Genomic DNA, 12,596 nt, shown 5'->3' on the forward strand with positions numbered 1-12,596 from the left:
CATGAGAGGAGTTCTAGAATGAATACGATGCATTCGCGTCTTATGTCTAACGTTCGTGGCGTTGGGGGAATGACGAACTCGATCGTGCCACCAGAACCTTAAACAATGCACAACTGGAGCAAGCCAGTCGTGGCCGTTCAAGTATCTAGAGCGCAAGCCATGTCGCCTCTTGCGGTCAGGGAGCGAACCGGCTCGTTAAGCACTGCTGAGATCATCTCAGTCGTAAAACGTGTGGTCACCAGCCTGCGCCTCAGGCCAAGGTTTCAGTATCGAGAGCTTAGAAGATCAATGCGCTGTTCGTGATGCCGGTCTCAAGAAGCCCAAAGATGACGTTTCTGGACGATCTGGCGGCACATCTCACCAGAGGAAGGCACGGGCCATCTATCACGCAGATGCGCAAAATACATCAGCATTTGTCGATGCTCTTTTTGGCACCTGGTTGATCCGGTCTGCGGATTGAGACCGACGCGTGGAAGCGCTCGCAAGCTTCACTATGATTGTTGCATTGAGCTGTGCCAGTGCGCTTTCGGGCCAATGTTTGTCGTGCTCTCTAAAGCTCTGGTATGTGACTGAGCTCGGTGGAACACTGTCATCATAGACTCCACGACGTTCGGAGACTTTAGTGGTGCAGACCCAACGCTCTCTCGGAGTCTTAAAACTCGAAATCGGACTGCCGCGCGGTGCCGCCCCACCGGTCCCGCGGCCGGGTTCGCTGCTGCATCCGACCACCTTCGACTTCCCAGTCATCGTGGAAACTGTCGCGGGAGCTTGGGCAGATGCTGTCATCCACGGCGATCCATCGCTCGAGCCGGCCTACATCGCAGCTGCCCAGCGCCTGATCGGACGAGGCGCTGTCGCAATCAGCTCAAACTGCGGTTTCTCTATCCGGCATCAAGGGGCAGTTGCCGCGTCGGTGAATGTCCCCGTGGTGATGTCGAGCCTGCTGCTTGCGCCGGCATTGCTCCGGCAACTGCCGCCCGCCGCAAAGCTCGCGGTGCTGAGCGCTGACTCGAGGCATTGCGGCGAAGATCTGCTGGGGATCAGTGACCCGGGCGAGCGGATGAGGGTAGTTGTCGGAGGCGTCGAAGGTGGCAAGTTGTGGCAGAACGAGATGAAACGTCCGCCATCGCCGACCGATGTCGCCGATATTCAGGCGGATGTCGCTGCCTGCATTGCGCGACTTCGTGCTGCGCATCCCGAGATCGCAGTTCTCCTTTTTGAATGTACAGCGTTTCCGTTAGTAACGGCGACAACCCGCCATATCACAAAGCTACCCATTTACGACATCATAACTCTCTGCCGGATGACGATGGCGTCCGTCGCCTGAGGCGTTTTACGTGTTACCCAAACAACTGATACGTTGGCGCGTTAGGCCCCATACCGTTGGCCAGGGGCGTCATGTTGGGAAACTTGGATGTGGCCACTGACGCGCGGTTCACGAAAGCTCATGACTAGTCCTCTTCTCGTCGACGGCCTGGGTCGGAAGCTGTCGGAAGGCGAGTTAACCAGTGGTTGCGGCAACCTTAATGCTCTCGTCCGAGAGGGGCGGGCGAGCTTGCGCAACCGCCGTCTCAACTCTGGCAGGTCCCAAATCGAAATTGTCGCTTAGATATGACTGCGATCTAATCGACTGGGCAATCCAAGGTTTTAGCGTGGCGGCAAGCCGACGGCCGCGGCTGCGACTCACGGCCGACGAGGTCGATTGCGACCGGATGGTCGTCGTGAGCGTCGAAATCCACTGAGCTGCGCTTAGGCATGGACAAACTGTCCACCTGGACGGACCCACTAACATGGGCATGCTGATGTCCGGGCTTCCGTTCAGAAGAATCCATCATAATGCGCTCTGCTCGGAAGTGGTGGAGCACGGAGGCTCCCTCGTCAGCTGCAGCCAAGTCGGCGAACTGAGCGGGGCCGACTGCCTGCCGCATGGGACCGAACAACGGTGTCCTGCCGCCCAACACAGAGCGAAAGACAGTGATGGATTTGCCATTCTCTGGCAGGCCATGAGGTCATCAATCTGTTCGAGGACACTTCGGGTCGGCCGATGTTCTGCCGCTCCGCAAGCGCTTGTGGGGTCGGGAGCTCTGAATGCCATAGAGGATCGGCAGCAGGTGGACCGCCGAAGTAAAGCGGATCCGATCAGCGCCGGTCGCACCACGGTCTCTGACCTTGGTCTGGCCGACCGCGGTCGCGCCGATGCCCGTGGCAACACGCGCAGGGCTAAATCCGTGCCGCACAAACCTGGCACGGCCATCCGCGGGTTCAGCTCTGCCGCTTCCACAGAAATGCCTGTAGCTCGATCTCAATCGCCCCAGCGAGCAGCTCACCGGCTCCGCTCCGCAGAATTTCTGTCAGTGGATCGTCAATCGCCGGCTAACGGAAAGCGAGGAAGTTGGCAGTCTTATTCGTTGGAAGTCTTCCCATGGCGTTTCGCTTTCCGTGAGAGGTTCTGGCAGACTCGACACCCGCCTCGATACGCCGCCTCGCCCGCCTAGCTCAGCTTACGTCCGTGTCTATGCCACTTCCCTGATCACGGCTAGGTTCCGGCAAAACTCGTAAGATAGCGATCTCTCTCATCAGCGAAATGCAATCGGCCAATCTTTTGAGGGCCATCTCGTTGCGGGTGTCTCCTACGAGGGATTCCGACCCGCGCCGGCGAGGCCGAGGTTCTCGCTGCAAATTTCGGCAAGACATCCGGTTGGCGTCTCCACCGCAAGGCCTTGCGCGAGCTGCGAGAGGGTCCCTGCTAATTCTGGAACCACGTGGGCCTGCGGAAAGGGGCACGACTAAGCGCCGGGTCGAACGTGAACCTTCTGAGCGTCGACTTCGAAAGGCCCGCCAGCCCGTCGATCTTACGTGCATCCTATTTCAACGCCTGCGGGTTGACGGGCGAACCAAAGCCACCAGTCACCTCCAGAGGTGGAGCTGCGAGCAGAAAGCTGTAGCGGCCGTCGGCAGCGCAGTCGGCAGCCAGCGCCTCAAGATTGAACATCTCGCCCAACGGCAAGCCCATGTCTCTTAGCGCGAGCATGTGGAAAGGAAGGGGCATTTCCGAACCCGTGCTCTCGGCGTCTAATATCTCCACCGCCATGTTATCGGCAGCTATGGCTGCTAGCGACTTCTCATAAGCCCATTCGGCGCAAGTATAGCTGAGGCCCGGCTGCATGCCCATAAAGCTATCCCGGTCCCCGTCCGCGGTGAACCGAAGCATGTGGCCGGTATGTACCAAAAGAATGTCGCCCGTGCCCACGCTTATGCCTTGTTTCTCGCATGCGGCGTTCAAATCATCAGCTGTGATCGCGTAGTCAAGCGGCAACCGCTCAAGGCGCTTTAGCCGCGCGACGTCAACGAGTACGCCTCGCGAAACAATGCCAGGTGCTGCCAAATGGTTGATGCCCATCTTTAGCGCACCATTTTCCGTGATACATTCGCGCGCGTTGCACCCATTGTAGAGCTGGCCGTCATAGTGGACGTGACCGAGAGCGTCCCATTGTGTGGAACACTGCAGAGGCATGTGGATGACGTCATCGGAAAAACAGACACCTGGCGCTGCTCCGGGGCCCATCTGCGTAAAAAGGTCTGTTGCGTAGACCATCGGGTTGAACCGCTTGCGTCCCAATTGGGGCCCATTGCGGTCGAACCGCAGGCCGAGATTGAAGAGCTTGCCGTGGCGCACCTCGGCGGCTGCGTTCCTCAACGTTTCGGGTCCGATGTGATTAAGTGCACCCCGCTGGTCCGCTTCGCCCCACCGCCCCCAATTGCGCAGCTTATCGGCGAGATGATCGAAATTGACCGGCCGCATTGAGAACCTCCTGTTCTGCATCAACTTGGGAAGCGTCAGATGATCTGGCAGAATGTCCATCTCAACAGGAGCTCGTTCATCGCAAGCCCGCTGCGAACAAACCACTTCCCATGCAGACATGCTCTGCTCAAAGCACGTTATCGGTTACCGCGGCACCAAGCTGTTCAAATCGATGATGCTAACAAGAAAATTCTGCACCAAAGCAGGGGACGTGCAGTATTTCATTCAAGCGCGCGGCATCGAATCTAAGGAGCTCTCAGCGATCGAGGAGGACAAATCAGGCGCTCCAAGGAAGTAAGGTTGGATCAAATAGCAGTTCCGTGAAAGCCACCGGCGGAGATCCATTCGCGCGCGCTCTTTCGTGTATGCGCTGAGCTCTACGATCAAAGAAGCTCTCACCCGCATCGCCCCATGCTCTTTTTCGCTTGCAGGATCGCCGGCGTCCGTTTCATCGTACAATCCGAGTCGAACCCTATCGCGGTAGAGCCTAAAGAAAGCGAGACGGCTGTTAGCCTGTTACTTGTAGAGTTCCAGAAACGAACGCGCCGACTCCGACGGGCTTCGCGGAGCGAGCGTGCAAAACGACCAGCAGCGGCGCGAATGATGCAACCTCGCGAGGGAGAAGGACGTTCGGCGGAATAGCAAACCAGCTCCGCTCTCCAAGTTCGAGTCCTCGAGCCTGATCCGAGCACTTACGTTGGATGCCCTCCAGTGCCTGGGTGGCGCGCCAGCAAACCACCTTGGAAGTACGATTGTATGCATCGCTCACCGAACTCCACTGGTGCCACGACGAACGAGACGACTGCCAGATTGCAGAGAAGCTCCCAGCTGTTTGGCCGCCGTCACCTGGAAATAGCGCGGAACGACCAGTCGGGCCGGAGGATTGTCCATGATGGGAATAGTCAGCTTGCGTAGTCCGGGCTGATCCGATTGAGCCGGCGCTTGAGTGCCGCCCAAGGGCGCGCGCTTCTGTTGTATCCGTGTTCGTGGAACTGCGATGCCGTGTGAGCGGCGACACCTTCGGAAGGTAGGACGATTTGTTGACCGCCCTGTGTAGCCGCGATCTGAATGCGGCAAGATTGTTCCAAGAGATACATGTTTAGGAAGGCCTCGGAGACCGTTCGCCCGATCGTGAGCAAACCGTGGTGCTTGAGGATCATTACATCCTTCTTTCCGAGATCGCGTACAAGGCGATCGCGCTCGCTAAGATCCAGCGCAACGCCCTCATATTCGTGATAGGCGACCCCGCCGAAAAAGCACATTGATTTCTGATTCAATGGTAGCAGCCCTTGTCCCTGTGCGGCCACGGCCATGCCGGCGAGCGTGTGTGTGTGAATGACACAGTGAGCGTTATCACGATTCATATGCACCGCCGAATGAATCGTGAAACCGGCGTTGTTAATCTTGGACTCGTCCTCCCTCTGGATCGCATGCCCTTCCGGATCGACAGCGACCAGGCTCGAAGCCGTAATCTCATCAAACATTAGGCCGTAAGGATTAAGCAAAAAGCGAGGTTCTGCGCCCGGCAAGCGCGCCGACAGATGAGTCGAAATCAAATCGTCCATGCCGAAAAAAGAAATCAGTCGATAGGCCGCAGCCAGATCACAGCGGATCTGCCATTCCTGGGGCGTGAAATTGGGCATATTCATCTCCTTTTGAAATAAGCCTGCCACTCTACAAGGCGTGTTTCCTGGCAGAATGCGGCCTCCGACTCAGACCACGCAACTTGCCTGTTCTGCCTTTGACAAGGGACCTCAGCTGGAAACTCCGACTGCTATGCGCCTAGGGGCAAGGAAGACGCCGGAGCCGCGAGCAAAGCGCCGCGCGCTCGAACAAACGACTGTGAGCTCAGAATGGGTGGAGCCGTGTGCACGTGGCAATTTCCGCGTTGTTCGGACCGATACAGAAGTGGCGCAGCACGTTTCAGCCATCGTTGAAGACCTAGCCCCCTTCGATGTCGCCGATCACCATCGTTCGCTTCTGACGCCCCGAGTTTGCGAAGGGCTAGCCATAGGCGGAGCGGCACTGGTGACATCGACATGTTTACTGATGCCGCAATCGCCACTGACCTCGGCTTGAGAACCCACACGCCGAACTGATCCGCAACCGCTCCTCCTTCGCCTACTCGTCAGCGCATCGACAGCTACGTGGGCCACGTGCCGCATCGCCGCGACCGGCCTCGTGTGCCTACGCGCGGGGCCGTCGCGATCGTTGCGTCGTCACAGCTTAAGGCGGCTTCAGGCGGGATTCCCCGAATATTCTTACTGGTGTAGCCGAAAATCTGCATACCCCTACGAAGACTTGCAGTTTTTGAGATCAAGCCTCTTTCGCAGGCCGAGGGGGGCGATTTCATCGGGCAACGAATGTGGCAACGGGCAGGTTCATTTGAGAACCCTCGACGGCCGATAGCTCAATCTGACCGGCGCATCTTGCACGATACCGGCCAGAACGATCCGGTTGGCAGTGGCGGACACAAGACTTTCCTACGCGCTCTTGCGCCATCAGACGCCTCCATTCGGGAAGGCTCAAAGCCGCAAGACATAGGACGCGGGCTTTGCGAAAACGCAGGACGCGCATCGGCACTTGACGTGTTGTCGATCGATCGAGCGTGCAACCGATTCGAACTCGAAAAAATGCGCGTTTCGCGAAAATGAAGCGGAATTTCGGCGGCAAATGGCCGCACATCGGCGATCCTCAGCTCGGAGGAATCGTATCATCGAAAAATGAGCATAGCAGAACCCACCGGCCGGTCAGTCACCGTGGATTGATTGGCCTTATACGAAGCTCCCGTTGGGGTTGTCTAGAGCAATCCTGAGCGGTTTTGAGGACTCGCGCTGAAGGGATGAAACGGATGTTGCGCGCTGCTTGGCCTGAACTGACAGGCAATCTTGTGTCCACGCGGCAAAGTGCTGTCGTGTTCCTTGATGGTGTTGATCAGGAAAGCGACATTGCAAGCCGGAGAAACTGTGCTGCAAAATGGACAAGCATCGGAGACGCTCATTGCCTCTTCGCCAATCTTAGCGTCCAAAGAGGTACTCATGATGAAGCTGCCCATGCCTGGCTTTGCGCGCTGACCGCATTTGAAGTTGCCAGGCGACTATCCGATGAAGACGACCCGCAAAGGGTGGACGTTGTGGCCAAGCTGGAGGCCAGCGTCGAAGGCTTCGGATCCTTAGATCAAAGGGTGGAGCGTGTCCAAGTCACACTCTATGATCACGGCGAGTTGTCTGCCTACTACGTGCCCGCCGGTACTTCCAGTTCGTGCGTCCCCGCAATTGTTTGTATCAGTCGGGAAGAAGAAACCGCAGGGGTCCTGCTTGGTAGACTCTTGCCCCTTGTAACTGGTCGAAACATGGCGGTTCTCGTCGTCTCTTACGATGATGTCGCAAGTCATTGGCTTGGACCTTCAGAAATATTGCTTTCTTGTTGCTTGGATCATTTGTCGACCCTGCCGGAGATTGATGCGTCTCGAATGGCAATCTACGGAGAAGGCCTTTCAGCCGCGCTCGCGACCAATTTTGCTGCGACTGACTGCCGCGTGTCTGCGGCGATTTGCGACGGGGGGCTTTGGAGCTGGACCCGGACTCGGTCATCTATTGAGTGGATGACTAGGACTGCTGAGACTCCGGACGCGGGGCTGTCCACGACGCAACGATCACGTTTGGCGAGGAAGTTAAGATGCCCCATTCTCGTCGTTGCTGGCGAGCGCTGTGTTTTCAACGCGTCTGAGGCAATAAAATTAGAGGCTGATTGCGCTTGGGCAAGCATTGACCTGGAATTGTTAATGCCACGGACCCCAGAGGGGGCATTCGAGAACTTCATAGCATGCGATGAGGCCGTCTTCGAATGGCTCGAGCGCAAGCTCGATCGCGCGCCAGCTTCATAGCAGCCCGAGACTTAATTTCTGAGATGCCAATCGGCTGTTCTTGGCAATCGCGTTTAGCCGCTTATTGAGATACGCAAGCGACTCCTCATCCAAGCCATTTAGAATCGTCGAATTGACGGCTCGTCTCTTGTCCGACAGCTTAGCAATTTCCGTCCGCACCTTCGGGGTCAACGAGATCTGTAAGAATCTCGCATCATCAGGCGAGGTTGCGCGGATAAGAAATTCCAGCTGTTCAAGTTTCTTCGTCTGAGTCGTGATGAATGCGGGGTGAAATCCCAGTTTATTGGCGACTGCAATGCCGGAAACACCGCTGCCATGGTCGAGTTCATCGATCGCCATCAGCATCAGCCATTGAGGTTCGCTTATACCGATTAATTCCGCCCAACTCTTATCGATCTCTTCCAGTTGAGCGCGGATCTCGACGATGTTCCAGATCAGGTCCTTTACAGCCCTGTCAAATTGCTGTTGCGTGGCCATCTTCATTCTTTGTGCCAGTTCTGATTGTCCGCGGCGGCGAGCGTGAGCGGAGTCCGCTGCATCCTATCCAATCTCGCGAAGTCTGAAATAGCCCACTCAGAGCATGCCCGCCATCAAATTTATCAATTGACTAATGCAATTGACTAGTGGTATCAATGTTACGATCGTAAGGCCTTAAATCGATCTGCTTCAATGAGAAATCTCCAACAAGCCCTCGGGATGCCCCCCGAGGGCTTTGTTTTTGGGTTAATCCCGGGCGTAATGGCGTGCGTGTTGCCGATCGGCAACGGTACGACGCAAAGACGTGATTGGCAAAATTAATTGATTGCTGCAATTGATGATGGAAAGTATCTCTCGTCAGGACAGCGAGGGGGTCCTCGAAGTCGTTCCGTCAAGCGGTCCGCCTGGAGTGGAGCTGTTAGCGGATCTTTGAAGGACGGAAACGCGGTTTCCAACTTGGAGGTTCATCAATGAAACTGACGAAGAGTCTCATGCTCGGTTCTGCGGCCATGCTCGCGAGCGCGAGCGCGCAGGCGGCCGATCTGCCGGTCAAGGCTAAGGCAGTCGAGTACGTGAAGATCTGCTCGCTGTATGGCGCGGGATTCTTCTACATCCCGGGTACCGACACGTGCATCAAGCTCGGTGGTTATCTGCGTGCCGATGCGGTCTTGGGAGGCAGCTCTCACTTCGACTTTCCCAGTAGCGGCGTGCCGGGCGCTCGGAACCGCCTGAGTAACTACTACTCGACGTTGGCGCGCCAGGGTCTGAGAATCGATACGCGCACTGCGACCGAGTGGGGCGTGGTCCGGACCTACTATGAGGGTGTGTTCACCTGGAGAACCGGCAGCTATTCTGGTGCAGGCACGACTGGTGTGAATGGCGCAACAACCTATACCACGTCACCTGCTGCCCAGATCGCTGGTGGTTCGCTTGGCGTCTACTACGCTTTTATTCAGTTCGCTGGCTTCACGGTCGGTAAGGCTGAGTCTCAGTTCAGGACTCCTTGGGCCCAATACCCCGCGAACAACCTAGAGCTGCCGGGAAGTGGTTGGGATCCGGTTAACCAGTTCACCTATACCGCTGATTTCGGTCAAGGAATTACAGCCTCATTCTCGGCCCAGGATCAGGTCCAAAATTACACAACCAATATCTGGAACGTGAGTGGGGCGACAGCCGCGGGCCTGGCTGCCGGTGTGTACGGTGCGAACGACATTGGAGGCTCGCGAGCTCCAGACCTCGTCGCGATGGTTCGCGTCGATCAGGCCTGGGGTCTTTTCCAGGCCTCGGTCGCTGCGCACGACAATCATGCTGCCTACTACGGTGCTGCTGAACCGACCGGCCATCCAGGCGACAAATGGGGCTGGGCTGGTCAGCTGGCATTGTCGATTAAGAATATCCCGACTGGCGCAGGTGACACGATCAACTTGACCGGCGTGTATGCAAACGGTGCCAGCCGTTACGTCTTCCAGGACTATTTGTCGACCAGTTTCGCGATGTATGGCGGCACGGGCGCGGCGGGCGCTTACCAGAGTCTAGGACTTGCGGGCGTGGCTGACTCCGTGTTCGTCACCGGAGCGGGCCAAGAGTTGACCACGACCTATGGCTTCAACGGTGGCTACACCCACAATTGGGATCCATACTGGAACACCTCTATCTTCGGCGCGTGGGCTGCTGTCAGGTACAACAACACGGCCAAGGGGTACATCTGCGGTGCGTTCGTCACAAGCCTTGCATTGTCGACCGGTGCTGCCGGCTGCAACCCCGACTTTAACTATGCGGTCGTTGGTACGAAGACGTCCTGGACTCCGATCAAAAATCTGGCCTTCACCGGCGAACTCGCGTACCTCATGCTCGACCAGAAATACGCGGGAGGAAGCACCGTGACCCTTCCGTTGCAGTCGGGTATCGCAAAGCCGGCTACTGTTTATGAGCTGAAGGATCAGAACAGCCTTGTGCTGCTGCTCCGCGCTCAACGTAATTTCTAAATCGTCGCTGTATAGGAAAGGAGCAAACAACAGGCTCTTGAGTTAACCTCCAAGAAGGCCTCCGGCATGCCCGCCGGAGGCCTTTCTCGTCAGAAGCAGGCCGTCGAACTTTTGTTTGGTTACAGCTATGAAGAGCGGTCCACTCGGTCTGAGGATGATGGACCATCCGGTTTACCCGTAAACCGACAGAGCGTGCGTACACGATTCGATGCGGCAAGCCTTGGCGCGAGCAGAAAGAAATTCGCTGCTCTTGCGAGCCATTGTAGCCCCGAATGTCGCTCAACCGCTGCTGGCTACCGTGGACCGTGTGCCCCGGACCGTCTCTCGGAAATTCCGGCGTACCACCCGCATAATTTCCGCACCTTGGTTTTATTTTTCGCAGCTATTCGGCCTCACGCCTGTCTATATTCTCCGCGCGCGAGCAGACAAAATAAGTTGTGAGGAGCGGCTGCATGCGCTGTCGCGCGGCGGACCCTAGACGGCATCTTGGCCTCTTTGCTAAATCCCGGCTAGGTCCAGACGGAAATGGTCAGCGGCCAGACTGCCTACATCTCGGCCGAAGAGTTCCGCGCGGGGGGCATCGAGCGAAACGCAGAACTCACGCCGGCCACCCACCACGGCGTTTTTCCGGATTACCGCGTGCGGGGATCCGCTGGTAAGTGTTTCACGTCTGAGCTCGATTCCGATAACCGATCCATCATAACGCGCGGAAAATTCAATTCTCGATCGGCTTATCCGAGCCCGCTTTGCTACATGCACAATTCACGCGCCCCGAATAAATGAAATCAGTTGACATTTGAGTTCCTCCGATAACGCCAACGCAGCCGCTTCTCTTCTCAAGTCGGATCTGCAGGAAGAACCCGCATGACAGAACATTGTTATTGGCGTTTCTCGCGCGCCCTGCATCGCGCGATCAACGATCAATCTTTCGCGGAAATAGAGGGTCTGCTTCACGAAAACGTCGACTGGGCGCTCTACGGGCCCGTTGATATGTTTCCGTTTCTGGGCAGCCGGCACGGCAAGCATGCCGTGCTGGAAGTCATCCGTCATGTCGCCGGGAATATCCAGTTGCGGCGTTTCGCCCGCGAGACGACTATACTCGGGTTGGATTCTGCGGCCTCCATTTTGCGATGTTCGCTACTAACGCGTGCTTCCAAAAAGCCAATTGCGTTGCACCTTGCCCAGTTCGGCCAGTTCGAGGCCGCCCGGGCTCATCAATATGCGTGCGCTCATCGACACGTTTGACCTCGTCGAGCAGGCCCTCGGCCGCTCAATTCATCTGCCGAACATCGGTAGCTGCGTGGCGGAAACGCGTTAGACAGGGTTTCTCCGTACACCAAGTCTCCCGACGGCAAAGCCCGGTTCACGCGACTTTGCTGTCAGTGACCAGCTATCTTGCGCGGCTGGGTCGGATGTTGGGTGCGGTGATCCGACTTCGTGCAGCTATTTCAGGGTCGGCTATTGCCATTCGATCCAATCCAAAGCAGAATGATGTTCAATGATGTCGTAAGCTTCAGACTTGAATCGGGCCGTAGCTACAGTGTTAGACCGCCATCTATGACGATGGTCTGTCCTGTGATCATGGGCGCTGCAAAGCCCAAATAGACGATGGTTTCGGCAATATCCTCGGGAATGCATCTGCGCCGCAGGGGAGTTCGCTCAATAGAACTTTGCCGTTGCGCTTCGGTCCATTCGATCTGCCAGGTGCTGTCAACCGCGCCCGGCGCCACCGCGTTGATCCGGATCTCTGGAGCGAGACCCTGCGCAAGATGACGCGTGATCGCAATGATACCGGCCTTGCTTGCCGCATAGGCCAAACTGGATCCTCTCGAGGTCAATGCTGACACTGACGCCAAGCTTACGATAGCACCTCTGGAATGTCGCAACGATGGTGCAGCCGCGCGCGTGCATCGGAAAAGCCCGATGAGGTTTGTGTCCAACACCGTCGACCACAGCTCGTCAGTAATGAGGTCGAGATCAGAAGACGAAATGGATTTTCGTGCTCCCGGCGTGCCAGCATTGTTAACGAGGAGGTCGAGCCCGCCCATTTTGTTGACGGCGGCGTTTACCAGCTCTGCTTCCTTTCCATTACCGATCGCGCCCGGTACGCCGAAGACATCGTAACCGTCCGCCCGAAGCTTTTTTACTTCTTCAGGCCCCCTTGGATCATCGGGAAGGTGGTTCAGCGCAACACTGCACCCCGACACTGCCAGCCGCTTCAAAGTCGCCAAGCCGATGCCTGAGGCGGCACCGGTGACGAGCGCTCTTTTTCCCGACAGGTCGTAGCGGATCATGGTCTCTCCTTTGGTTTCTCTCATAAGCGAGCCGCACGGGCGCAGCTCAGCGCCCGCACGGGCGCCGACCGCGAATTGACAGACTTTTTATATCATATAAAAAGCTCGCGCAACGCGAGATGATGCGCGACGGCTGGTTTTCAGGAAAGGCT

Annotated in this window: 8 protein-coding genes and 1 pseudogene; 5 read left to right on the top strand and 4 right to left on the bottom strand. The window is 57.0% G+C overall.

The window, feature by feature from the left end:
* Positions 1–622 precede the first annotated feature (622 nt).
* Entirely contained in the window at positions 623–1,327 is a 705-nt protein-coding gene (locus tag ABIA45_RS35570; RefSeq protein ID WP_404655093.1) for a hypothetical protein, read from the top strand.
* 1,536 nt (positions 1,328–2,863) lie between these two features.
* Here the strand turns inward: ABIA45_RS35570 and ABIA45_RS35575 are convergent.
* Positions 2,864–3,862 (bottom strand): cyclase family protein, encoded by a 999-nt coding sequence (locus ABIA45_RS35575; RefSeq protein ID WP_404655094.1) that lies wholly within the window; start codon positions 3,860–3,862, stop codon positions 2,864–2,866.
* Here ABIA45_RS35575 and ABIA45_RS35580 point away from each other — a divergent pair.
* Positions 3,855–4,100: a hypothetical protein gene (locus ABIA45_RS35580; protein WP_404655096.1), complete on the top strand. Its 246-nt coding sequence runs from the start codon at positions 3,855–3,857 to the stop codon at positions 4,098–4,100. The genes ABIA45_RS35575 and ABIA45_RS35580 overlap by 8 nt on opposite strands.
* 604 nt (positions 4,101–4,704) lie before the next feature.
* On the opposite strand, the gene ABIA45_RS35585 is transcribed toward ABIA45_RS35580, so the two are convergent.
* Positions 4,705–5,445, bottom strand: a complete 741-nt coding sequence (locus ABIA45_RS35585; protein ID WP_404655098.1) for a class II aldolase/adducin family protein — start codon at positions 5,443–5,445, stop codon at positions 4,705–4,707.
* A gap of 1,208 nt (positions 5,446–6,653) precedes the next feature.
* Between ABIA45_RS35585 and ABIA45_RS35590 the strand changes: the two genes are divergently transcribed.
* Complete coding sequence (locus ABIA45_RS35590) at positions 6,654–7,688, top strand: alpha/beta hydrolase family protein (protein ID WP_404655099.1); 1,035 nt, start codon at positions 6,654–6,656, stop codon at positions 7,686–7,688.
* On the opposite strand, the gene ABIA45_RS35595 is transcribed toward ABIA45_RS35590, so the two are convergent.
* Positions 7,683–8,171, bottom strand: coding sequence for a MarR family winged helix-turn-helix transcriptional regulator (locus tag ABIA45_RS35595; protein ID WP_404655100.1), 489 nt, complete (start codon positions 8,169–8,171; stop codon positions 7,683–7,685). The two genes, ABIA45_RS35590 and ABIA45_RS35595, sit on opposite strands and share 6 nt — an antisense overlap.
* Positions 8,172–8,635: 464 nt before the next feature.
* Here ABIA45_RS35595 and ABIA45_RS35600 point away from each other — a divergent pair, with 464 nt between their 5' ends.
* Together ABIA45_RS35600 and ABIA45_RS35605 are read left to right on the top strand one after the other, a co-directional pair.
* Positions 8,636–10,150 carry a porin gene (locus ABIA45_RS35600; protein WP_404655101.1) on the top strand — a complete coding sequence of 505 codons (1,515 nt, stop codon included), beginning with the start codon at positions 8,636–8,638 and terminating at the stop codon, positions 10,148–10,150.
* 864 nt (positions 10,151–11,014) lie between these two features.
* Positions 11,015–11,468 (top strand): annotated as a pseudogene (locus tag ABIA45_RS35605) (nuclear transport factor 2 family protein).
* Between the two features lie 217 nt (positions 11,469–11,685).
* Here the strand turns inward: ABIA45_RS35605 and ABIA45_RS35610 are convergent.
* Entirely contained in the window at positions 11,686–12,444 is a 759-nt protein-coding gene (locus ABIA45_RS35610; RefSeq protein WP_404655102.1) for an SDR family NAD(P)-dependent oxidoreductase, read from the bottom strand.
* Positions 12,445–12,596 lie beyond the last annotated feature (152 nt).

It is taken from the genome of Bradyrhizobium sp. USDA 336 (genome assembly GCF_044908355.1).
GTDB classification, from domain to species: domain Bacteria; phylum Pseudomonadota; class Alphaproteobacteria; order Rhizobiales; family Xanthobacteraceae; genus Bradyrhizobium; species Bradyrhizobium yuanmingense.